19 protein-coding genes and 1 pseudogene are annotated in these 23,950 nt (G+C 67.2%); 10 read left to right on the forward strand and 10 right to left on the reverse strand.

All coding sequences use genetic code 11. The features are described from left to right. Window positions 1-16: 16 nt before the first annotated feature. The 5 genes and pseudogenes from QM841_RS28590 to QM841_RS28610 form a co-directional block, all read right to left on the reverse strand. Window positions 17-784, reverse strand: a complete 768-nt coding sequence (locus QM841_RS28590) for a hypothetical protein (RefSeq protein WP_283334733.1) — start codon at window positions 782-784, stop codon at window positions 17-19. Between the two features lie 459 nt (window positions 785-1,243). Beyond that, window positions 1,244-1,445: pseudogene (locus QM841_RS28595) on the reverse strand (ATP-dependent DNA ligase); the annotation flags it as partial. 103 nt (window positions 1,446-1,548) lie between these two features. Then, window positions 1,549-3,153, reverse strand: a complete 1,605-nt coding sequence (locus QM841_RS28600) for an amidohydrolase (protein WP_283334643.1) — start codon at window positions 3,151-3,153, stop codon at window positions 1,549-1,551. Next, window positions 3,153-4,649, reverse strand: a complete 1,497-nt coding sequence (locus tag QM841_RS28605) for a sodium:solute symporter family protein (protein ID WP_283334644.1) — start codon at window positions 4,647-4,649, stop codon at window positions 3,153-3,155. The genes QM841_RS28600 and QM841_RS28605 overlap by 1 nt, the downstream gene beginning before the upstream one ends. After that, entirely contained in the window at window positions 4,646-4,903 is a 258-nt protein-coding gene (locus QM841_RS28610; protein WP_283334645.1) for a DUF3311 domain-containing protein, read from the reverse strand. The genes QM841_RS28605 and QM841_RS28610 overlap by 4 nt, the downstream gene beginning before the upstream one ends. Before the next feature lie 179 nt (window positions 4,904-5,082). On the opposite strand from QM841_RS28610, the gene QM841_RS28615 reads away from it, so the two are divergent. After that, window positions 5,083-6,309: a PucR family transcriptional regulator gene (locus QM841_RS28615; RefSeq protein ID WP_280779195.1), complete on the forward strand. Its 1,227-nt coding sequence runs from the start codon at window positions 5,083-5,085 to the stop codon at window positions 6,307-6,309. On the opposite strand, the gene QM841_RS28620 is transcribed toward QM841_RS28615, so the two are convergent. After that, window positions 6,259-7,014, reverse strand: a complete 756-nt coding sequence (locus QM841_RS28620; protein ID WP_005254313.1) for a sulfite exporter TauE/SafE family protein — start codon at window positions 7,012-7,014, stop codon at window positions 6,259-6,261. The genes QM841_RS28615 and QM841_RS28620 overlap by 51 nt on opposite strands. Window positions 7,015-7,177: 163 nt before the next feature. Further along, window positions 7,178-8,986: a sulfoacetaldehyde acetyltransferase gene (gene xsc / locus QM841_RS28625; protein ID WP_280779192.1), complete on the reverse strand. Its 1,809-nt coding sequence runs from the start codon at window positions 8,984-8,986 to the stop codon at window positions 7,178-7,180. A gap of 199 nt (window positions 8,987-9,185) precedes the next feature. Here xsc and QM841_RS28630 point away from each other — a divergent pair, with 199 nt between their 5' ends. From QM841_RS28630 to QM841_RS28645, 4 genes are read left to right on the forward strand one after another with little or no spacing between them, the layout of a single operon-like run. Then, window positions 9,186-10,019: an IclR family transcriptional regulator gene (locus tag QM841_RS28630; RefSeq protein ID WP_283334646.1), complete on the forward strand. Its 834-nt coding sequence runs from the start codon at window positions 9,186-9,188 to the stop codon at window positions 10,017-10,019. A 10-nt stretch (window positions 10,020-10,029) separates the two neighbouring features. Beyond that, window positions 10,030-10,998, forward strand: coding sequence for an AAA family ATPase (locus tag QM841_RS28635; protein ID WP_283334647.1), 969 nt, complete (start codon window positions 10,030-10,032; stop codon window positions 10,996-10,998). A gap of 10 nt (window positions 10,999-11,008) precedes the next feature. Next, window positions 11,009-12,715, forward strand: coding sequence for a cobaltochelatase CobT-related protein (locus QM841_RS28640; RefSeq protein ID WP_283334648.1), 1,707 nt, complete (start codon window positions 11,009-11,011; stop codon window positions 12,713-12,715). Between the two features lie 43 nt (window positions 12,716-12,758). After that, window positions 12,759-13,442: a phosphonatase-like hydrolase gene (locus QM841_RS28645; protein ID WP_283334649.1), complete on the forward strand. Its 684-nt coding sequence runs from the start codon at window positions 12,759-12,761 to the stop codon at window positions 13,440-13,442. A gap of 78 nt (window positions 13,443-13,520) precedes the next feature. Here the strand turns inward: QM841_RS28645 and pdxS are convergent, their stop codons facing one another. Both pdxS and QM841_RS28655 read right to left on the reverse strand, forming a co-directional pair. Next, complete coding sequence (gene pdxS, locus QM841_RS28650; RefSeq protein ID WP_283334650.1) at window positions 13,521-14,411, reverse strand: pyridoxal 5'-phosphate synthase lyase subunit PdxS; 891 nt, start codon at window positions 14,409-14,411, stop codon at window positions 13,521-13,523. Next, window positions 14,408-15,955: an amino acid permease gene (locus QM841_RS28655; RefSeq protein ID WP_283334651.1), complete on the reverse strand. Its 1,548-nt coding sequence runs from the start codon at window positions 15,953-15,955 to the stop codon at window positions 14,408-14,410. Before QM841_RS28655 ends, pdxS begins: the two co-directional genes overlap by 4 nt. A 649-nt stretch (window positions 15,956-16,604) precedes the next feature. On the opposite strand from QM841_RS28655, the gene QM841_RS28660 reads away from it, so the two are divergent. The 4 genes from QM841_RS28660 (at window position 16,605) to QM841_RS28675 (ending at window position 22,713) form a co-directional block, all read left to right on the forward strand. Then, complete coding sequence (locus QM841_RS28660) at window positions 16,605-18,008, forward strand: amino acid permease (protein ID WP_283334734.1); 1,404 nt, start codon at window positions 16,605-16,607, stop codon at window positions 18,006-18,008. Window positions 18,009-18,149: 141 nt separating this feature from the next. Next, window positions 18,150-19,496: a GlnX family signal transduction membrane protein gene (locus QM841_RS28665; protein ID WP_283334735.1), complete on the forward strand. Its 1,347-nt coding sequence runs from the start codon at window positions 18,150-18,152 to the stop codon at window positions 19,494-19,496. Next, entirely contained in the window at window positions 19,496-20,506 is a 1,011-nt protein-coding gene (locus QM841_RS28670; protein ID WP_283334652.1) for a glutamate ABC transporter substrate-binding protein, read from the forward strand. The genes QM841_RS28665 and QM841_RS28670 overlap by 1 nt, the downstream gene beginning before the upstream one ends. Window positions 20,507-20,544: 38 nt before the next feature. Continuing rightward, window positions 20,545-22,713 (forward strand): serine/threonine-protein kinase, encoded by a 2,169-nt coding sequence (locus QM841_RS28675; protein ID WP_280783133.1) that lies wholly within the window; start codon window positions 20,545-20,547, stop codon window positions 22,711-22,713. Between the two features lie 14 nt (window positions 22,714-22,727). Here the strand turns inward: QM841_RS28675 and QM841_RS28680 are convergent, their stop codons facing one another. Further along, on the reverse strand, window positions 22,728-22,943 hold the full coding sequence (locus tag QM841_RS28680; protein WP_105423030.1) for a hypothetical protein: 216 nt from the start codon (window positions 22,941-22,943) through the stop codon (window positions 22,728-22,730). A 203-nt stretch (window positions 22,944-23,146) separates the two neighbouring features. On the opposite strand from QM841_RS28680, the gene QM841_RS28685 reads away from it, so the two are divergent. Beyond that, window positions 23,147-23,914, forward strand: a complete 768-nt coding sequence (locus QM841_RS28685) for a thiazole synthase (protein WP_283334653.1) — start codon at window positions 23,147-23,149, stop codon at window positions 23,912-23,914. Window positions 23,915-23,950: the final 36 nt, after the last annotated feature.

A 23,950-nucleotide genomic window follows, 5' to 3' on the forward strand; every position in this document is an offset into this window, starting at 1 on the left:
TCCGGTGACGGATCGGCTACCGGCCAGGTATGCGGAAACTAGCTGCATCGAACTCAATGCTCGTCATCTTCAGTCCGAACTCGGGGTAAGCCACCGTGACGTGGATTGTGCCTGTGGTGGGCACCGGGCTGAGGAAGTAATGCGCCCTCGTCTCGATGACACCCAGCTCGTGAACACGACCGCGAGAGTCTCCACCCCCGTAGAGCCATGGCTCGTTCGGATCGTCAGGGAAGTCGTCCGGTTTGAACGAGTTGGACAACACCGTGCCCCCATAAGCGCCGTGTTCACCACGAGAGGGTGAGACAGCAACGACCAGTCGAATTCTGGTCTTGTGGGCCTTGTCCGGCCTGATCCTGAAACCAAGATTGATGGTTTCTGTGTCGAACGGGATACCGGCGGTGGGGTCGGGGTCCGGTTCTCGGGCGACCAGATCAAAGCCCACCCCGTTCTCGTAGACCTTCACTCGGGTGAATTGGAGGTCGAGCCCGTTGTTTGTTCTGAACGGGATGGACAACGTCGGCTCATGGAGGACTGGATCCTCGTCCTCCGTTGTCAGGAAAGCGTCCGGTCGTTTCCGGAACTCCGGTACATCGCGGCGACCCGGTGGGCGTTGAGCCCGTTTGTCGCGTTGTTCTTGCTCCTCACGTTCCAGTTCGCGCTCAAGTTCTTTGTCCGAGATGGATTCGCCGACCAGTCGTAAGATCCGGGCGCGCCACACTAGGTGGGCAGTCCACCCAGGCGGTGGATCGCCAACGTAACCAAAGTTGATTCGCTTTCCAGACATGGCATCGATACTTGCATGTGCTAACCGATGAACAGCACAGATCGAACATCGACGACGTCGATCGCGAACGTCCGAAAGACGAACGCTGACCGGCACGTCCCGAAAGCCGGGCCCTGACTGAAACTCACTGACCAGTAGGAACCCGATAGCACCGTCCGGTGAGATTCTCATTGCCGGGGCGCTAACCGGGTCATTGTCGAGTCGGTAATTGGGTGAGCGCAGACCGCCCCTCAATCCTCGAAACAGGTCTGGAATCGCCGTTCTACGACGGCTAGGACGGTCGATGCTGCACCGGATCACCCTCGGCGCCGACGGTGTGCTCGTCCGGTTTCGACTCGCGTCGACGAACGCACACATTGCGATAGTTGCTACTACGCGACGCCCTCGATCAGGTTGCAATCGGCGCTTGGTATCTCGCCTCATCGAGGCAGGCGATGGGGAGTAGCCCGTAGTCCGGTAAAGAACGCCGAAAGGAAGGTAGGTCACCGGCACCTGCCGTCGCAGGGCCGTAGTCGGGCGCAGGGTCTTCGGCCACCTCCGGGTACGAGGAGGTGACGACGTTGAGGTTGCGGGTCCACAACACCGGCGGCTCGCCGCCGCCGACCGCAGCCACGAGGCGGCACCCGTCGTACTTCATTTCCCCCGCCCAGCCGCCGCCCATTGCCTCCGGGAGCTCACCCGGAGTTTCCGCCGGTAGCCGGAACCCGCCCTCGCCTGATCGGCGAGGACGGGTTCCGTTTCAGCTGAGGCACTTACGTTCGGACTTAGCGCATGTCCGCCGCTTCTCCGTCGATCATGACCATTGTGGGACGGGGGATTTCGGTGGTGCCGTCCGCGAGATCCCCGAGGCTGCCGTCGAGCGCCACCAGGTCCGCACGGCGGCCCGCCGTCAAGGTTCCGACACGGGTCTCGTCGTGCACCAGGTACGCGCTGTCGATGGTCATGGCCCGGATCGCGCGATCCACTCCGATCCGCTGGTTCCCGCCGAGCACGGTGCCGCCCCTCGTCATCCTGGTGACCGCGGTCCTGATGGTCGCGAGCGGGTCCATCGGGGTGATCGGGCAGTCCGAATGCAGTCCGAATCGCAGCCCCAGTTCGTCGGCGCAGGCGAGGGGATCCATCTCGGCGGCGCGCTCGGCACCGAGGAACCGGTCGCGGTGGCGGTCGCCCCAGTAGAAGACGTGGTTGACGAAGAAACTCACCCCGAGTTCGGCTTCCCGGATCGCGGCCAGGTCGCTGGGCGCGCTCACCTGGCAGTGTTCGATGCGGTGCCGTCCCACCCGGCCGTCGGTGGCTTGCGCCCTCCGCAGCGAGGTGATCGCGGCACCGACCGCCGCGTCGCCGTTGGCGTGCACGGCGACCTGACCGCCCGCACGATGCACCCGCAGGATCATCTCGTCGAGTTGCGCCTGCGGGTAGAGCAGGTCGCCGTGATGGCTGGGGTCGCACGCGTACGGCGTGCGGAGTGCGGCGGACAGCCCCTGGATCGATCCGTCGGCCCAGAACTTCGCGCCGGCCAGCCGGAAGCGTGCGCCGGCCCCGGGTGTGCGCTCGAACGTGACTCCGCGGTCGTCGAGGGCCTCGAGCGCCATGTCACCGCGCAGGAACCCGACGACGTGCACCGGTAGCTCACCCGACGCGTCCAGTGAGCGGTAGGCGGTCAGCTCCTGCTCGCCGGCCGAGAGACCCACCCCGAGATCGTGGATGGTGGTGATGCCCCGCGACCGCGCCGACAGCAGGCTGCGAAGCAGGGCGCCGTTGACCTCCTGCTCGGTCAGCGCGGGAACCGCCGCGGTGAGCCTTGCCACCGCATCGATTTCCCACGCCATCCCGGTCAGACGGCCGTCGGCCCCGCGGGGGAAGAGCGGGTCGTCCACCGGCACCGTGGATTCGTCGATGCCTGCGGCCGCGAGTGCGGCGGTGTTGGCGACGGCGAAGTGCCCGCAGATGTGCAGGACGATGACCGGACGATCGGTGCTGACGGCGTCGAGATCCGTCCTGGTCGGATGCCGTCCTTCGGCGATCTGGGTGTCGTCGTAACCCCACCCCCTGATCCATCCGCTGCCGGCGGCCGCGGCGCGCAACGCCTGCTGGATGTCGGCGATCGACCGGCACGGTGGTGTCCGGCAGTCCGCCCAGCCGTCGGTGAGGCCGGCGTAGGTGGGGTGGATGTGCGATTCGATCAGTCCCGGGATCACCGTGGCGCCGGGCAGGTCCAGGCGGCGGGCTCCGGTGCCTGCGTAGTCGGCCATGTCCTTCCTGGTGCCGGTGGCGATCACGTCGGCTCCGTCGATGACCAGCGCTTCGACGGTCGGTGACGACGGGTCCTGGGTGTGGATCGAATCGGCGGTGAGCAGTGTCCTGAACATCAGGCACCCACTTCGCTGCGTGCGGCCACGGATCCCGCGGCGGTGCCGGACGTTCGGCCGTCGGCGCGAAGGCCGCGGACGGGATCGGTGGGTGGCCAGAACACCCGCGTCGACACCACGAAGAGGATGTTGAGGACCAGGGCAGCCGCGCCGAGATTGACACCGTGCTCGGCGAGCCACACGGACACCGGGCCGTGCTTGTCGAGATACAGCCACAGCACCACGACGTCGCCGAGCACCACGCCCATGGCGAGGGCGGCGGGTCGCAGCTTCCATCCGAAGACCATCGTCGCGAAGACCACCGCGGCCTGGGTGACGCCGTAGTACGCCGTGTTGACCAGGGTGAGCAGGAGCTGAGGTGTCGCGAGGGTGAGCAGGAGCGAGATCCCGAGGTACGCCACGACGACTCCACGCACCCAGACCCGTTGGCGGGATTCCGGGATCCCGGGAATGATGTTGCGCGACACGATCGCGCCGATTCCGAGGGCCGCCCCGCACAGGACCACGATCGCGCAGAGGGCCGCGCCGCCTGCGACGACGCCGGTCAGCCAGTCGGGCAGCAGTTGTCGCGACAACTGCAGGAGCACCTGGTCGGATTCCGTACCCTCGAGCTTCGTGGGCAGCAGCGTGATCGCCCCGAAGGCGGCGGCGACGAGGAACGGGTACATGAGCATGTACAGGGGATTGAACTTGGCGACCCGCTTGATCGTCGCCTCGGACTTCGCCGCGAGCACGGCCTGCACGATGATCGGGAAGATGAAGAACCCGACCGATTGGAACACGATCGTCGTCAGGACGAACGTCAGTGACGACCCGGTGACCGTGGAGTGTGAGGTCGAGCCGCCACCACTGGCTGCCGCTGCGGCGAACAGTTTCTCGGTGCCACCGGTCTCGATCACTGCCGCCAGTCCGATCAGGACGGCGCCGAGCAACAGGGCGGTGTCCTTGACGTAGGACACGAACGCGGGGGCGCGCACCCCGGACAGCATGAGGAACAGCAGCGCGAGGGCCGCGCCTGCGAAGACCGCGACGGTGGGGTCGATGGAGATACCCAGACCGGTCAGCGCGATCTGCAGTCCGGCGAGCTGAAGCTGGCCCCACGGGATGAGGAATACGACCGAGGCGATGGCGATCGTCAATTCCAGCCCACGCGACCGGAAGTGGCGCCCGGCCACATCGGGCAGGGTCATGGCGCCGTATCTCTTGCCCGCGCGCCAGAGGTAGGGCGCGAAGAAGTATCCGATCGGGTAGGCCAGCAGGATGTACCCGATGAACCAGACGCCGTAGCTCGCCCCGTGCGCGTACACGCCGCCGGGGAACCCGATCAGGGTGCCGATGCTGTACGCCTCGCCCGCTCCCAGGATGAAGACCAGCAGCGGACCGAACGACCGGCCACCCACCAGGTAGTCGGAGATCTCCTTCTTGCTGCCGCGCCGCGACAGCACGCCTGCCCCGAGGGCGAGGACGAGCACGAGGGTGAAGAAGGCCGCGGTCATGACTGGTCTCCCATCCCAGCGTTCGCAGCGGCCGATTCGGCGTGCTCGGCAGCTTCGAAGTCCTTGCGGTCGAATAGCTTCCAGGCGAGATGGAGGCACAGCGAGGTGAGCGGCATCCACAGGAACAACCACGCGAACAGGATGGGGACTCCGAAGACCGTGGCCGTGGATCCGGACAGGGCGACGATGCCGCCCAGGACCCCGGCGAACGGGACACCTATCGCGAGTAAGGCGCTTTTTGCCTCGTTGGACATGATTGTTTTGTCTCCTATTCCGACTGCGTCCACCGGCGTCGCGGGTTGGGTCCGGTGCCGGTCGACGTGCACTCTGGCACTAGTGTGGTCTGAATCACTCCCCTCGGGCCATGGGCGAATCCCGGAAAACGTCGAGGCGGTTCGTGAATTTCACGGGAGTGCGGAAACCGAGGGAGAGGGTGCCCGAGTCCGTGGGTGAAGACACGATCCAACGGCTGTGCCGGCAGGTCTCGGAGGAGATCGAATCGGTCACCGACCGAGCGGTGGGTCAGATCCGCGCAGAATTGCAGTCGTACGCCGCCGTACCGATCGACGAGCAGCGCGGATACATCAGTCGCCAGCTCGCGGCGACGTTGCGCGCCCTCGCGGAGAGCGAGCCTCTCGCCGACGACGTCCTCGAGCGTTCGCGTCAGCTCGGCAGGCGCCGGGCCATGCAGGGGTTGCCACTGTCCGACGTCATCGAGACGTACCACATCGCGTCCCGCGAATTGTGGAACACGATGGTGGCCACCGCCGCCGAGCCGACAACCGACCTGCTGCGCGCGGGCGGCATGATGTGGGATCTCGTCCACACCGCCACCAGCGCGGTCGCCGTCGGACACACCGACGCGACCCGAAGCGAACAGGCCATCCGCGCGGGGGTGCGATACCGGTTCTTCGAGGCCCTCGCGAGGTCGGTCGACGGCGACCACCGCGATGTGCGCGAGCTGGCAGAGGCGCTGGGTTTCACACCGCAGCACGAGTTCCAAGCGGTGTGCGTCGCCGCGGAGGAGTGGTCGGAAGCGCAGCTCGAACGGCTGCAACGCACCCTGGACACGATCCCGGGCACCACTCAATGCAGCGGGCACGGCACCGTCATCATCGCCCTGAGCCAGCGCGCACCGGTCGACGACATCATCCGCGAGGTTCGGCTCGGTCACCCGGGCACCACGGTCGGAGTCGGATTGGGCCGCCCCGGCCTGGCCGGCGCGGCGATGAGCATCACGGACGCGCGCCGCGTCCTGCATCTGGCCTCGCCGACCGGCGAGGTGGTCCGTTTCGCCGACGAATGGGTGGCCGCCACCCTGGCGGATCATCGCGACGAGCTCGCCACGCTGCTGGAGCCGGGTGTCGCCGTCGCCGCGGACCATCCGCACCTCGTCGAGGCGGTACTGGCCTTCGCCCGCAACGAGTTCTCCATCAGCGCGGCCGGGCGGGACATCCACCTGCATGCGAACTCGATCACCTACCGGCTCGACCGCTGGCAACAGCTGACCGGCTGGGATCCCCGGACCCTCGACGGCCTGCAGCGCTCGGTGTCGAGTCTGAGTCTGTTCCAGCGCGATTCGGGCGATTCGAGCTCACGGGATACGCGGTCAGCGCAACGCCACCTGCACGAGGACGGCGGCGCCGAGGAAGCCGAGTAGCCACAGCACGCGTTGACGGACCTGCTGGGCGGTGGTGCGGTCGAACAGCCATTTCCCCGCGGCGGCGCCGAACATGCAGAGCGGCGTGAACAGGGCGATCTGTGCGAGGACGGGCACGGTGAGGAGACCACCGGCGGCCGACCCCGCGGCGCCGAACGCGTCGATGACGAGGAAGAACACGACGAGCGAGGCGCGTCCGGCCGCCACGTGGGTGGACGCGGAGAAGTACATCAGGACGGCGGGCGGGCCACCGAGGGCGAAGCCGCCGTTGAGGAGACCGGACGCCACGCCCGTCACCGTGGTCACCCCGGGGCCGGGCAGCGACTGCCGGTCGGGGACGGCGGCCATGGCGACGGCGGAGCCGATGATCGCGACGCCCAGCAGGACGCGCACCAGGTCACCGGACAGTTGCGTGAGCGCCCACATCCCCAGCGGCATTCCGATCAGGGTGCCGGCGAACAACCAGCGCAACGACTTCCAGTGCACCTGCCGCCACACCTGGGGCAGCATCGCGGCGCTCGCGACGACCTCGAGGACGAACACGGTGGGGATCACCGACGTCGGGGGGAGCAGGACGACGAGTCCCGCGACCCACACCATCGCGCCACCGAACCCACCGAAACCGCGGACGACACCGCCGGCCACCACCACGCCGAGCGCGAAGAGGAGGGCAGGCAACGACAGATCCCACACTGTTGCCGCCATACCCTGTTGCACCGCTTCCGTTCGCCGTTTGTCTCCGTCAGAAGTGTGGGGGTCGCGGCGTCGAAGCGACAGGTCCAGACGACGGCGAATCGTCGGTACCAGCACGGCACGGGACGTGGCCCCCGGCGACTGCGCCGGGGGCCACGTGCTCGCAGGGAGCGGACTACACGTAGTCCTTGTACTTGTCGAGCAGGCGAACCGGCTTCGACAGCGCGTCGCGGCGGAAGGGGTCGCCGAGTTCGCGGGTGCACATGATCTCGATGACCGTCGTCTTGCCCTCGTTCATCTGGGCGGCGACCGCGCGCTGCAGTGCGGGACCGACCTCTTCGAGCTTGTCCACCACGATGCCCTCGGCGCCCATCGCCTGTGCAATCCCGGCGAAGGACTCGCTCTCGAGCTCACCCGCGACGAAGCGGCGGTTGTAGAAGTCGACCTGGTTCTTCTTCTCCGCACCCCACTGCCGGTTGTGGAAGACGACGGCGGTGACCGGGATGTCGTGCCGGACAGCCGTCATGATCTCGCCCAGGCTCATCCCCCATGCGCCGTCGCCTGCGTAGGCGATGGCGGGCCGTTCCGGTGCCGCCGCCTTCGCGCCGATGATGGTCGGCAGCGCGTAACCGCAGTTACCGAAGCTCATCGGGGCGAGGAAGCTGCGCGGCTTCTCGAACCGGAGGTAGCTGTTGGCGACGGAGTTGATGTTGCCGATGTCCGTGGACACCATCACGTCTTCCGGCATCGCCTTCTCCAGCTCGCGCAGCACCTGACGCGGGTGCAGCCAGTTGCCTTCCTCGCCTTCCTGTTCGGCGATCATGTCGAGGCTGAACGCATCGCGCTCGTGCGTCCATTCGTCGAGTTCCGTCTCCCACGCGGCCTTCTCGGCGTCGATCTTCTCGCCGCGTGCCGCACGATTGCCGTCGCAGACGAGGGACTTGCCCTCGAGCCGCTCGGTGAGCGCGACGGCAGCGGCCTTCGCGTCACCGCAGATCCCGACGGAGATCTTCTTGACCAGACCGAGCATCTTGTGGTCGGCGTCGATCTGGATGATCTTGGCATTCTTCGGCCAGTAGTCCATGCCGTGCTGCGGGAGAGTCCCGAAGGGGCCGAGGCGGGTGCCGAGGGCTAGCACCACGTCCGCCTGGCTGATCAGCTTCATCGCGGCCTTGGACCCCTGGTAGCCGAGCGGTCCGGTCCACAGCGGGTGGCTGGCGGGGAACGAGTCGTTGTGCAGGTAGCTGTTGACGACGGGGGCGCCGAGACGCTCGGCGAGTGCCTTGCACTCCTCGACACCGTCGGCCATCACCACGCCGCCGCCGGACACGATGACCGGGAACTCGGCCTGCGCCAGCAGTTCAGCCGCCTCGTTCAGGCTCGTCTCGCCACCGGGACCGCGGTCGAGGCGGGTGGGCTGCGGGATCTCCGTCTCGATCTCACCGTAGAAGTAGTCGCGCGGAATGTTGAGCTGCGTCGGGCCCATCTCGGACATCGCGCGGTCGAAGCAGCGGCCCGTGAACTCGGCCATGCGCTTCGGGTTGTTGACGTGCCCCTGGTACTTCGTGAACTCCTGGAACATCGGCAGCTGGTTGGCTTCCTGGAAGCCGCCCAGGCCCGTTCCCATGGTGCCGGCCTCGGGAGTGACGATGACGACGGGGCTGTGCGCCCAGAACGCGGCGGCGATCGCGGTGACGCAGTTGCTGATACCCGGACCGTTCTGCCCGATCACCATGCCGTGCCGCCCGCTGACCCGGGCATACCCGTCGGCCATGTGTCCCGCGCCCTGCTCGTGCACGACCGGGACGAGTCGAATCCCGGCGGGAGCGAAGATGTCCATCGCATCCATGAAGGCGGATCCCATGATGCCGAACATGTCGGTGACGCCGTTGGCGACCATCGTCTCGACGAACGCCTCCGACGGTGTCATCTTCTGTACACCGGAGACAGCGGTGCGATCGGCACCGTTCTTCTTCTTGCTCATGTGTGATCCTCCTTCAAGGGCGCGCCGGAACCGGCAGAGAATGTCAAAAATCGGAACGTTTCGTTCGTGATTTTGTGATCTGCAACGACAGTAGGCCACGTCACACACTTCGTCAATGAATGTTCCTAAAACTGGAACGGGATGTATGATTTTTCGATACACGATGCGAATGCGTCGCCGTTTCGGCCAAGGAGGAACCGTGGGTGAGATTCACCGGATCGACGAGTCGAACGGACACCCGACTACGGAGCTACCCGGAGACACACCGACGCTCCGCCTGTTCGCACTGCTCGAGATGATCGCGTCCAAGGACCAGCTGTTCACGTTGCAGGGGCTCGTCGAAGAGACGGGCATGGCCAAGCCGACCCTGCACCGCATGCTCCAGCAACTCGAGGGCGCCGGACTCCTCACCCGGCAGAACAACGGCAGGCACTACGGCACCGGCGTGCGCCTGCGACGCTTCGCCGAAAATCTGCTGCTCAACGACACCCACCACGGCGCACGACACGCCATCCTCCGGAACCTCGTCGCGGAACTCGGCGAAAGCTGCAACGTGACCACCCTGTCGGGTAGCGAAGTGGTGTATCTCGACCGCGTGGAAACCTCCGAGCCCCTTCGCTTTACACTCCATGCGGGATCGCGGGTGCCCGCGCACTGCTCGGCCAGCGGCAAGATGATCCTGTCGCAGCTCAGCCCCGCCCAGCGCCGGCGACTTCTCGGGCGGATGCCGCTCGAGAGGTACACCAACAAGACGGTCACCGACGTCGAGCTGATCGAGACCGAACTCAAGCAGGTCCGCCGCGACGGTTACGCCATCGACGACGAAGAGTTCCTTCCCGGCCTCGTGTGCGCTGCGGTACTCGTCCCCTGTGCCACAGGCAATTCCAACCTCTGCATCGCAGTCCAGGCCCCGGTCATGCGACTCACCCCCGACAAGGCGCTCAAGCTTCTGCCCGCGTTGCGGCGGGCGGCCGACGCCATCGGTGAGATCGAGAACAAGGTCACGGACGACGGTTCGCCAGACCTGAACTGAAGGAGGGCGCATGCCCGAAAAGACCACTGCGACACCCAGCCACGTGCTGTCCGCACGCGAGCTGTTCGGACTCGACACCGACCTGACGGTGCGCGCCTTCCGCGAACCCGCCGACCACGTCCCCGACGTCGACCCCGCGTACCGGTTCGATCACGCGGTGACCACGGCCCTGCTCGCCGGGTTCGACCGCAACCGCCGGGTGATGGTGCAGGGTCTGCACGGTACCGGCAAGTCCACACACATCGAACAGGTCGCGGCGCGGCTCAACTGGCCGTGTGTGCGGGTCAACCTAGACGGACATCTCAGCCGGCTGGACCTGATAGGCCGGGACGCGGTGGTGCTGCGAGACGGCAAGCAGGTCACCGAATTCCAGGAAGGCATCCTGCCCTGGGCATTGCAGCGACCCGTCGCCCTCATCCTCGACGAATACGACGCCGGCCGCCCCGATGTCATGTTCGTCATCCAGCGTCTCCTCGAACGCGACGGGAAACTCACCCTGCTCGACCAGAACAGGGTCCTGACTCCGCATCCGGCCTTCCGGTTGTTCGCCACCGCCAACACCGTCGGCCTGGGCAATCTCAACGGGCTGTATCACGGTGTGCAGCGGCTCAATCACGCGCAGATCGATCGCTGGAACATCGTCGCGACGCTCGATCACCTCCCCGCGGAACAGGAAATCGAGATCGTGTCCGCGCGGGTGCCGTCACTGAGCCGGGAGCTGATCGGGTCGATGGTGGCCGTGGCCAACCTGACCCGGAGCGGTTTTCGGGTCGGCGACCTGTCGACGCTGATGTCGCCGCGCACGGTGATCACCTGGGCCGAGAACATCGAGATCTTCCACGACCCGGCGCTGGCATTCCGGTTGTCGTTCGTCAACAAGTGCGACGAGGCCGAGCGCCCCGTCGTCGCCGAGTACTTCCAGCGATGCTTCGATTCGGAACTGGAGCGGTCGGCGATGCTCGCGACGAGCACGGCCTGAGCGGGCGGTCATGACAGAACTGCCTGTGCGCCCCGCGGCGGTCCGCCGTCAGCAGGAGGTGCACGAACTCTGTGCCGGCACGATCCGTGCCCTCGCGGGCCAGGGCGGGTTGCACTTTCGCGGACCGGAACTCCACCGCGGACATCGGCGCGTGCCGATGCCCGCCCCACATCTGCACCCGTCGTTCGACGGCGCCGACTTCGCGTCCTTCCGCGGTGCGGCGGACGGCATGGCGTCGCGCCTCCTCCACACCGACCCCGTCCTGCATCGCAGCCTGTGCCCGGACGCCACGGCGGGTCGGCTGATCTTCGAGATCCTGGAACAGTTCCGCGTCGAGTCGCTGGCCGCCGACGCGTGGGGTGGCGTGCGCGCCAACCTCTCCCACCGCTTCACGCAGTGGTCGCAGGACTACGTGGCGTCCGGGCTGACCGAGACCGTGCACGGGATGCTGCTGTTCACGGTGACGCAGATGTGCCGGGCCCGGATCACCGCCGAGCCGATACCCGAGGCCACCGAGGACCTGATCGAATCGACGCGGTTCGCTCTCGCCTCCGTTCTCGGCGACCACCTCCCGTGGCTGCGTCGAACCCGTTTCTCGCAAAAAGACTTCGGGGTCCACGCACAGGACGTCGCCGAGCTGATCGGCCGTCACCTGGAGTCACCCGCCGGCACGGACGTCTCGGCCGACGACGGGAGCGACGGCCGGGCGGCGTTCTCCCTCCTGTTCGACTTCGACCCCGACGACGACGAGACCTTCACGACCGCGGTGTCGGGACGCAGTCGCGCACTGGGGGAGGGCGGAGACGGATACCGGGTGTTCACCCGCGCCTACGACGAGACCCGGCAGATCACGTCCCTCGTCCGGCCCGAGTTGCTCCAGGACTACCGCCGGCGACTCGACGTCATCATCGACACGCAGCATCTCAACGTCCGGAGACTCGGACGGCAGCTGAAGGCGCTGCTCGCGGAACCGGTCCCCGACGGATGGGAAGGCGGCCGGGAAGAGGGATACCTCGACGGTCGCCGGCTCGCCCAGCTGGTCACCTCGCCCACCGAGCGCAGACTCTTCCGGGCCGAACGCACCGAGCCGCACACCGACACGACGGTGACCTTCCTCATCGACTGCTCGGGTTCGATGAAGGAGTTCGGCGAACCGGTTGCGGTCCTGGTCGACGTGTTCGCCCGGGCACTCGAACTGGCCGACGCCCGGTGCGAGATCCTGGGTTTCACGACCGCCGCTTGGAACGGGGGACGGGCCCGCCGAGACTGGCTCCGGTCCGGCCGTCCGCGCAACCCGGGACGCCTCAACGAGGTCCGGCAGCTGGTGTTCAAGGACGCCGAGACTACCTGGCGCCGAGCCCGTCCCGCGATCGCGGGACTGCTGAAGAACGACCTGTTCAAAGAGGGCGTCGACGGTGAGGCCGTCGACTGGGCGTGCTCCCGGATGCGGGACCCCCAGGGCCGCAGGCTCCTGTTCGTGATCTCGGACGGAAGCCCACTGGACGGCGCCACCGCCCTGGCCAATGACGAGTTCTACCTGGACCACCACCTGCAGGACGTGGTCGAGCGACACGAGGACGAGCGGGCCGTCGAGGTGTACGGACTGGGAGTCGGGCTGGATCTGAGTCCGTACTACGACCGCTGCCGGACACTCGATCTGTCGCGCGGTACCAACAGCGACGTCATTGCCGACGTGCTGTCGATGATCGGCCACTGACAGCCATCACCTGCCAGTGGCTCAACAGTGAGGAGTCATACCCATGACCGCACACGGGGTTTCCCTGGTCACCTTGGACATTGCCGGAACGAGCGTCGACGAAGGCGGCGCCGTGTACGTCGCGTTGCGCGACACCGTCGAGAAGCACCTCGGCGAGCCGATTCCGGACGATCGGTTCGACCGGTGGAAGGGCACCGGCAAGCGGCAGGCCATCGAGGGACTGCTGCGGGAGAGCGGCGTGCCGGCCGGGAAGAATGTTCTGGATTCCGTCGAATCCGATTTCACCGCAATGCTTCTGGCTGCGTACCGGAAGACACCGCCCACCGCACTGCCCGGGGTTCACGACGCCTTCGGTGCGTTGCGGCAGAACGGCATCAAGATCGTTCTCCAGACCGGCTATTCACGCCAGATCGCGGAACCGCTACTGGAGCAGGTCGGGTGGGAGATCGGGCGGGACATCGACGGTGTGATCACGAGCGACCAGGTGCGGATGAGCAGACCGTCGCCCTATCTCATCTTCCGCGCCATGGAGCTCACCGGAGTGCAGAGCGTCGACGAGGTGCTGGTGGGTGGTGACACCCCGAACGACCTCCGGGCGGGGACGAACGCCGGGGCGCGGTACGTGGTGGGTGTCCTGACCGGCGCGCACGACGCGGCGACGCTGCGTCCGGAGCCCCACACGCACATCCTGGAGAGCGCAGCGAAGATCCCCGAACTGCTGGGCTGAACGACGACTGTGGGCCGGTTCTGCTGCACGACAGCGGAACCGGCCCACAGTGGTTCCGGAAGAGCGGGATTACCTACGTCACCAGCCGCGTTCGGCGAGCCGGTGCGGGAGGGGGATGTCGTCGACGTTGATCCCGACCATCGCCTCACCCAGCCCACGGGAGACCTTCGCCAGCACGTCCGGGTCGTCGAAGAACGTGGTCGCCTTCACGATCGCCGCGGCCCGCTCCGCCGGGTTACCCGACTTGAAGATCCCCGACCCGACGAACACACCCTCCGCACCGAGCTGCATCATCATCGCCGCATCCGCCGGGGTGGCGATGCCACCGGCGGTGAACATCGTGACCGGCAACTTCCCGGCCTTGGCGACCTCGACGACCAGATCGTACGGGGCCTGCAACTCCTTCGCCGCCACATACAGCTCGTCCTCGCTCAGCGAGGTCAACCGGCGGATCTCCCCACCGATCGTCCGCATGTGCGTGGTCGCGTTCGACACGTCACCGGTACCGGCCTCACCCTTGGACCGGATCATCGCCGCACCCTCGGTGATCCGCCGCAGCGCCTCACCCAGATTGGTGGCACCACACACGAACGGGACGGTGAACTGCCACTTGTCGATGTGATTGGCGTAGTCGGCCGGGGTCAGCACCTCCGACTCGTCGACGTAGTCGACCCCGAGGGACTGCAGAATCTGCGCCTCCACGAAGTGCCCGATCCGGGCCTTGGCCATCACCGGGATCGACACCGCGGAGATGATGCCGTCGATCATGTCCGGATCACTCATCCGGGACACCCCACCCTGCGCCCGGATGTCCGCGGGCACCCGCTCGAGCGCCATCACCGCGACCGCACCGGCATCCTCGGCGATCTTCGCCTGATCGGGGGTGACGACGTCCATGATGACCCCGCCCTTCAACATCTCGGCCATGCCACGCTTGACGCGTGCCGTACCGACGGCGGAACTGTTCACGACTGTCTCCTCTGATGACGATGGGTATGCGGCTTCTGTTGCGCAGCCGCCAGCAGTTCGATGTCCGAGCCGCCGAGCGTCTCCACGGACTCGATGCGCTTCTCGGCCTCCGCTACCGACTCGTCCGCGGAACCGATCGGGGGAGCACCGGATAGTGATTCGTCGTCGCGACCGCCCTTGCCGAGCAACTTCCGCACCTCGTAGCTGATCAGGATGACGATCAACGTCAGACCGCTCATGAGGAACTGGGAGCGGGTGGTCGGCAGGAACGCCATCGCGAGGATGACGGTGGCCATCAGGGCGATGGTGGCGTAGCTCAGCCACGGGAACAACCACATCCGCAGTTGCAGTGCGGCCGGGTCTTCGCGCTCGAGTCGACGCCGGAGCACCACCTGCGAGATGGCTATGAGGAGGTAGACGAAGAGCGCGACAGCGCCGTACGAGTTGACGAGGAAGCCGAAGACGACGTCGCCCCACACGTAGGTGCAGGCGACGGAGACGTATCCGACGGTGGTGCCGAGCAGGATCGCACGACGGGGCACGCCGTTGCGGGACAGCGTCGTGAAGAACTTCGGGGCGTCGCCGTTGCGGGTGAGCGCGAACAGCATTCGGGACGTGGTGTACAGCGCCGAGTTCAGGCAGGAGAGAACTGCGGTGAGGACGATGAAGTTCATGATCGTCGCGACACCGGGAATTCCGAGGACCTCGAGCACCGCGGCGTACGGACTCACCCCGACGCTCTCGGTGTTCCACGGCTGGATCGTGACGACCACGAGAATCGAACCGACGTAGAACGTCACGATCCGCACCACGATCGACCGCATGGCGTGGGCGACAGCACGCTTCGGCTCCTCCGACTCGGCGGCCGCGATCGTCACGATCTCGGCTCCGGTGTAGAAGGCGACGCAGGGGACGACCGCGGCGAGCACCGCGCCCCAGCCGAGCGGGGTGAAGCCGCCGTGGTTCACGAGGTTGCCGAGCCCGGGCGTCGAATCGGGCCACAGTCCGGTGATCCAGAGGGCGCCCATCCCGAGAAACAGAACGATCGCCACGACCTTGATCGACGAGAACCAGTACTCGAACTCGCCGTAGGAGCGGGCGGACACCATGTTGGTGGCCGTGAGCAGGAGCATCAGCCCCAGGCTGAGGAGCCACAGCGGGATCATCGGCAGCCAGAGCTGCAGGATCCGGCCACCGGCGATCGCCTCGACGGCGACCACGATCACGAAGAAGTACCAGTACATCCACCCCGTCGCGAACCCGGCGCGACGCCCCAGGGCCTGGCGGGCGTAGACGTAGAACGATCCGACCACCGGCCGGGCCACCGCCATCTCCGCGAGCATCCGCATGATCAGCAACGTGATGATGCCGGCGATGAGGAAGGAGATGATCGCGCCGGGGCCGGCCCCGCCGATGACGACACCGCTGCCCACGAAGAGACCGGCGCCGATCACCCCGCCCAGGGCGATGAGGTTCATGTGCCTGCGTTTCAGGCCCTTGCCGAGACCTGAACTGTCGGTGTGTCCGGGAACGGTACTGTCCACATTTTCCTCCAGAAGGCGCTGCCGGGACCCTCGACCGACACGACCTCGTCGGTCGTACGTCGATGCGGGCACCCACCGGTTCAGCGACCCAATCGTATGTGTGATCCACATCACTTATTTCAGTGTTCACCTCACACTACGACTGGCGCCAGAACTCGCCCAGAGCCAGTTGCCACGCAAGCGATGGGACCAGTTCGACCGCGGAACCACCGACGGAGAACGCCCCTGAACTGGGCGGACAGCGATCGCCACCGGGAGGTGCGTGTTCACACGGCCCGGCGGCACGGGTTCCCGGCACATCTGGATCCCCCGGCGCCGGCGCTCATCCACGAGGCCGTGCACACGCCCTTACCCTGTGACCAGTGGTAACGAACTGGTCCTCAGACGTGCCGTCGAACTGGCACTGTGCTGCCCACCAGACCCTCCATACAGTGTTGTGCATCACATCAACAGTTCAGTTCGCGGTGGATCGTCTCCCGTATCTCCGCCGGCACTGTTCTCCGTTCCAACCGCCCGACGATCCGGCCCCGGATCGCGATGGCGACCTGACGATTCCGGTCAGCGCACAGTGGAGGAAAACGTGACTTCAACACCACCCCCGGTCCAATCCCAGGACTCCGGCCTCGGAAAGGGCCTGAAGAAACGGCACATGAACCTCATCGCCCTGGGCGGCGTGATCGGTGCCGGACTGTTCGTCGGCAGCGGCGTCGTCATCGAGAGCGCAGGCCCGGCGGCGATCGTGTCGTTTCTCATCGCGGGGGTCATCACACTCCTGATCATGCGGATGCTGGCCGAGATGGCGGTGGCCCGGCCGGTGGTCGGATCGTTCTACGTGTACGCCAGGGAAGCGCTCGGCAATCGCGCCGGCTTCTCCGTCGGCTGGATGTACTGGTACTTCTTCGTCATCGTCGTCGCCGTCGAAGCCATCGCCGGCGGCCGAATACTCCAGCTCTACCTCCCGTCCGCGCCGCTGTGGATCCTCAGCCTCGGCCTCCTCGTCATCCTGACCTGCACCAATCTCGTGTCAGCGCGGTCGTTCGGCGAATTCGAATACTGGTTCTCGTCGATCAAGGTGATCGCGATCGTCCTCTTCCTCGGATTGGGCGCACTGTGGATCACCGGACTGTGGCCGGACTCGACCCCCGGAGTGGCGAATCTCGTCAGCCACGGCGGATTCGCTCCGCTCGGCTGGGGCGCGGTGCTCGCCGCGGTCGTCCCCTGCGTGGCCTTCTTCACCGGCGCCGAGATCGTGACCATCGCGGCCGCCGAGTCCGCGGAACCCAAGAAAGCGGTCGCCCGGGCGATGCGCTCCATCGTGGTCCGGATCATCACCTTCTACGTCGGTTCCATCTTCGTGGTCGTCGCGGTGGTGCCGTGGAGCACGGAGGCCGTCGGCGTCAGCCCCTACGCGGCAGCCCTCTCCGCCCTGCACATTCCCGGTGTCGCCACGATCATGAACGTCGTCATCCTCACCGCGGTGCTGTCCTGCCTGAACTCCGCGCTGTACACCTCCTCGCGGATGCTCTTCGCCCTCACCCGCAACGGCGACGCCCCGCACATGTTCACCCGCCTGTCCGGCGGCGGCGTGCCCCGGCGCGCCATCCTCGCCGGAACGGTGATCGGCTACGCGTCGGTGATCGCGGCGTTCGTCTCCCCGGACCTCGTGTTCTCGTTCCTGGTCAACTCGTACGGCGCCGTGGCGCTCTTCGTGTACCTCATGATCGCGATCTCCCAGGTCGCGCTCCGCAAGAAGCTGGAGGCGCGAGATCCCGAGGCCCTCAGCCTGAAGATGTGGCTGTTCCCCTGGCTCAGCTACGCGACCATCGCCCTGATGGGAGCCGTGATCGCCGCCATGGCCGTGCTCCCCACCACCCGTTCGCAGTTCTGGCTGAGTGTGGTGACTCTCGCCTTCATCCTGATCGGGTACGAGTTCCGCCGACGCAGCCGGACCAACGCCGAACGCCTCGACACCGTCACACCGCCCGCGGCCTCGCCCGCCGACGGATCCGACGCGGAACAACTCGTCGGAGTCGTCACCCGCGAGCAGCCCTGACGCACCCGCCGTACCGAAGGACAGGGACCGCACCAGCGGTCCCTGTCCTTCTCTGTGCGTCCGATGCGACATCGGCTTTTCCGGCACGACCCGCCGGGAATCGGGGCACACTTGCAGAAGACCTCGGCGGAGGAGGGCACCGTGTTCCACCGCGGAGACGACGCCGTCACCGAAGAACACTCGCTGGACGAGTCCCTGCTCGTCGAGCCCGAATCCCGGAGCCGGCCGTGGCGGGAATTCCTCGTCTCGACCCCGGGACGACTGTCCGTGCTGGGGATCGCCCTCGTGACCGCCGCGCTGGCGACCGGGGCGATCACGTCGGCGGCGATCGGTGCCCGGCAACAGCGCATCGAGACCCTGCGAACACACACCGAACCCCTCACCTACGCGGCCGAACGGCTCTACAGTTCGCTGTCCATCGCCGACGCCGCGGCCGCCACATCCTTCATCTCGGGCGGTGTCGAGCCGATCGCCGTCCGCAATCGGTACAACCAGGCGATCGGGGACGCATCGAACGCGCTGGTCACCGCGTCGAACGGCGTAGCCTCGACAGACGCCGCGGCCCTCGCGCTGCTGTCCGAAATATCGCGGGACCTCGCCGACTACACCAGCCTGATCGCCACGGCCCGCGCCAACAATCGGTCGGGCAACCCGGTCGGCGTCGCCTATCTCAGCGACGCCTCCACGATGATGCAGGACACGATCCTGCCCGCAGCCGAGAGCCTCTACTCGGAGCAGTCGAGGACCGTCGCCGACACCCAGGTCCTCACCGCGCGGCTCCCGAGAGCCGCATCCGCCGTCGCCGTCGCCCTGCTCGTCGCGCTCGTCCTCGCGCAGGTGTACCTGGCGCGCAAGAGCAAACGCCGCGTCAATCCCGGCCTCGTCCTCGCCTCCCTCCTCGCCGCCACCCTCCTGATCTGGCTGGCCGCCGCCACCCTGGTCTCCACCGCGGCCACGGACCGGGCGAGAACCGAAGGGGCGCAACCACTCGGCACGATCACCCAGGCGCGGATCCTCGCCCAGCAGGCCCGGGCGGACGAGACCCTCGCGCTGCTGCAGCGCGGCTCCGACGAACAGTCCGAGGTCGACTACGCCCGGCGGTCGGCCGAACTCGCCGACATCCTCGGGGGGCTGCAGGACGGCGATCACGGTCCGGCCACGACACCGCCGATCGACGCCGCCGTCACCGCACTCGGCGACTGGCGGCGCGCGCACACCATGCTGCAGGAGAAGCTCGACGTGGGGGACTACCCGGGTGCGAAGGCCATCGCGATCGGCCCCGCGGACTCGGCGTCCCCCGCCACGTTCGCGGCGCTCGACCAGTCGTTGCAGGACGGCATCGACCGATTCCGCAGCGAGGAACTCGACGGGATGGCCGACGCATATCGCTCGTTGTCGCTGCTCGCGGTGGGTAGCATGGTGATCGGCGTCCTCTGCGGGTTCGCCGTCGGTGGGGGGATCTGGCCCAGACTGAACGAGTACCACTGATGACGCGGGTGATTCGACCGAGACGGCGGACGCGCCAACGCGCCCTCCTCCGCTCCGCTGCCGCGGTCGCCGTCCTCGCCGCCGGATGCGCCACCCCGCAACCCCTCACGCCCACCGTCAGCGGCGACTACGCACAGGTGCCGTTGACGAGTGGGGCCGAGATCCTTCTGCCCACCAGCGACGTGCCCGAGGAGCCACCCGCACCCGACTCCTGCGGTGCGATCGCGAGTCTCCGCCCCGCCGCCGCACCGGACGTCCGGGCGCCGGGAAGCTCCCTGGCCGAGATCACCGCCCGCGGCCGGCTGATCGTCGGAATCGATCAGAACACCAACCTCTTCAGCTTCCGGGATCCGACCACCGGCATGCTGATGGGATTCGACGTCGACGTCGCGGGAGAGATGGCGCGGGACCTGTTCGGTGACCCCTCCCGGGTCGAATTCCGCCTGCTCACGTCCGGCGACCGTTTCGACGCCCTCCAGAACGAGGACGTGGATCTCGTGGTCAAGAGCACGTCGATCACGTGCGAACGGTCCGAGCGTGTCGCCTTCTCCACCGTGTACTTCCAGGCCTATCAACGTCTGCTGGTGCCGAAGGGGTCCGGTATCTCCGGCCCGGAGGATCTGGCGGGCAAGCGCGTCTGCACCGCCGGCGACACCACCTCACTGGACACCGTTCGCCGCGTGCAGCCCGAGGCCACGATCGTGGCGGTACCCGACTGGGACGACTGCCTCGTGGTCCTCCAGCAACGGCAGGCCGACGCCGCGAGCACCGACGACTCCATCCTCGCCGGGCTCGCCGCCCAGGACCCGAACCTGGAGATCGTCGGCCCGCCGCTCGAATCGGAGCCGTACGGCATCGGGGTCAACAAGAACCACGACGATCTGGTGCGTTTCGTGAACGGCACACTGGATCGGATGCGTGCGGACGGAACCTGGACGAGGCTCTACGACAACTGGCTGACGGTTCTCGGTCCTTCCGCCGGACCACCCGCCCCCACGTACCGGGACTGAGGTGACACCGAGTGAGCGACGAAACCAGGCGAACACCGATGGACGACCCGCAATCCACCAGGGGTGTGCGGTTCGATCCGTTCGCGGACGACGACGATGACGACGTCCCCTCCTCACGCACGGTGCCGGACGCCGCCCACACCTCCGACCTCTCGATGCTCCTGACCAATCCCGTTCTGGCGGAGCACAAACGTTACTGCGACCGATGCAAGCGTCCCGTCGGACGATCCACCGCCGCGCGGCCGGGCGACACGGAGGGGGTGTGCACCCACTGCGGCACCGTCTTCTCGTTCGCCCCGCAACTCGAGGCGGGTGAACTGGTCGCGGGCCAGTACGAGGTCCTGGGGTGCCTCGCCCACGGCGGTGTCGGCTGGATCTACCTCGCGCTCGACCACAACGTCAGCGACCGCTGGGTGGTGCTCAAGGGCCTGCTGCACTCGGGCGACCCCGTGGCCCAGGAGGTGGCTCTCGCCGAGCGCCGGTTCCTCGCCGAGGTGACGCATCCGAGCATCGTGAAGATCTACAACTTCGTCGAACACCCCGGGATGGACGGCAATCCCATCGGGTACATCGTCATGGAGTACGTCCGGGGCAGAACCCTGCGCGACCTGCTCACCGAACTGAAGGAGGACGCCGGACCCGACGACCCGAAGCCGATGCTGCCGGTGGAGCACGCCATCCGCTACCTCCTCGAGGTCACGCCCGCGCTCGGATACCTGCACTCGATGGGGTTGGTGTACAACGACCTCAAGCCCGAGAACATCATGATCGGCGACGACTACGACCAGCTCAAGCTCATCGACATGGGCGCGGTCGCCAGGATCGGGGACCACGGATACATCTACGGCACACAGGGTTACCAAGCCCCCGAGATCGCCACCACCGGTCCGACCGTCGCCTCCGACATCTACACCGTCGGGCGGACGCTGGCCGTGCTGACCCTCGACATGCCCACCGTCGGCGGCTGTTACGTCGACGGCCTGCCGACACCCGAGGAGGCGCCGCTGCTGGCGGAGTACGAGTTCTACCACCGGCTGCTGCTCCGGGCCATCCACCCCGACCCGGCCCGCCGGTTCGCGTCGGCCGAGGAGATGTCGACGCAGCTCGAGGGTGTCCTGCGCGAGGTGCGGGCCCAGCAGACCGGCCACCCGCAGCCGGGACTGTCCCACCGGTTCAGCCCGCAGCGCACGACGTTCGGGACCGACCTCACGATCAGCCGCACCGACGTCTACGTCGACGGGCACCGCCGGGACGAGCGGATCAGTGCGATGAGTATCGTTCGAGCACTGCCGATTCCGTTGGTGGACCCGGACGACCCGGCCGCCCCGTTGCTCTCCGTCGTCCACAGCCGACCGAGGGAGCTCCTCGATTCACTGCGCAGGGCGAAGGAGTCGGCGGACGACGGCGTGGCGTCCACGAGCATCGAGATCCCGCTCGCCGAGGTACGCGCGCACCTCGACCTGGGGCAGCCCCGTGATGCCGCCACCATTCTCGAATCCCTCGACCACCAGCGTGAGGACACGTGGCGCGTCGACTGGCACACCGGACTGTGTGCGCTGGTGGGCGGCGACTTCGAGGCGGCGTTCACCCGGTTCGATTCCGTCCTGACCGCGCTACCGGGCGAGGAGGCCCCGAAGCTCGCCCTCGCGGCGACGGCCGAGATGTGGTGCGAATACCGCTCCGGCGAGGACATCGGGCGGTGGCGCCGGACCGCCGAAAAGTACTACTGCACAGTGTGGCGCACGGATCACGGCGCGGTGAGTGCGGCGTTCGGTCTGTCGCGGCAACTGGAGCACCGCGACGACCGGGCGGCCGCGGTGGAGGCGCTCGACGAGGTGCCACCGACATCCCGGCACTATGCCGAGGCCCGGTTGACGAGTGTGCTGATGCTCGTCCACGATCGGCCGCTCGCCGAGGTGAGCGAACGGGATCTGCAGGAGGCCGCCCGGCGAGTCGAACTGCTCGCCCACGACGAGCGCCGCGCACTCCAGACCCGGGTGCTCGTTCTCGGCGTGGCCGTCGACTGGCTGCACGCCGGCGGCATCCCCGAGACGACGAGGATCCTCAGCGTGCCGTTCACCGAACGCGGTCTGCGTACCGGGGCGGAGTCGGCGCTCCGGGCCCTCGCCCGCAAGGCACCCGAGCGCAGGCATCGGTACACCCTGGTGGATCTCGCCAACCTGATCCGCCCGACCACGTGGCTGTGACTCCCGGACTCGGGTCACCGCACCCCGAATCCGGTGTGCTCGCGGCCCCACCGGGCATTCCACGCCATCACCTGCATGCGGTCGCTCAAAGCATCACGGCTGCGGACCGTTTCGGCCAGCTGGCCCATGAGTTCGATGATGCGGCGGCGGGCGTCCTCCAGTTCCGTTGCCAGGCGCTCCTCCTCCCTCGACCTCGCGGTGCGGTTTCTGCGCGCGACCATGGTGTTCATCTCTACTCCGATCGTGACGACGTGGCGTTCGGCTCCTCGCACCGACAACTCTGGGCCGTCTGGTACGGGTCCAGAAGATCCAGATAGACAACGAGACAGGGGTCCAATCTGGACCTATGACGTAGCGCACAAGTGGTTCTGACGTCGGAGACGATTCGGTCGTAGGGTTCGAGTGCTCGCCGAAATCTCGACCGGAGGTACCCATGCGCATCCACACCGACGCACTCACGATCGCGGGCCGGGACTTCTCGTCCCGCCTCCTCATGGGCACAGGCGGTGCGGCCAACCTCTCGGTACGGGAAGAGGCACTCGTCGCCTCGGGCACCGAACTGACGACGGTGGCGATGCGCCGAGTGGACGCCGCAGGGAGAACCGGGCTGCTCGAACTGCTGGATCGACTGGGTATCGCGTTGTTGCCGAACACAGCCGGCTGCCGGGGCGCCACGGAGGCGGTGCTGACCGCGCGCCTGGCCCGTGAGGCCCTGGGCACCAACTGGGTCAAGCTCGAAGTGATCGCCGACGAACGCACGCTCCTGCCCGACGGGATCGAACTCGTCGCGGCCGCAGAACAACTCGTGGACGACGGATTCGTCGTGCTGCCGTACACCAACGACGACCCCGTGCTCGCGCAGCGCCTGGTCGACGCCGGGTGCGCCGCCGTGATGCCACTCGGGTCGCCGATCGGCACCGGACTCGGTATCTCGAACCCCCGCAACATCGAGATGATCGTCGCGCGCACCGACGTCCCGGTCATTCTCGACGCCGGGATCGGCACCGCCAGCGACGCAGCACTGGCGATGGAACTCGGCTGCGACGCCGTACTGCTCGCCACGGCGGTGACGAGGGCGTCGGACCCTCCGCTGATGGCCGCGGCGATGGCCGCAGCGGTCACGGCCGGGCACCTCGCCCGGAATGCCGGACGGATACCGAAACGGTTCTGGGCGCAGGCGTCGTCACCTGTCGCGGTGTAATCGGCGCCCCGCGAACACCGACTCGGCTAGCGTGAG

The organism is Rhodococcus sp. IEGM 1307 (assembly GCF_030056915.1).
In the GTDB taxonomy this organism is placed as follows: domain Bacteria; phylum Actinomycetota; class Actinomycetes; order Mycobacteriales; family Mycobacteriaceae; genus Rhodococcus_F; species Rhodococcus_F opacus_D.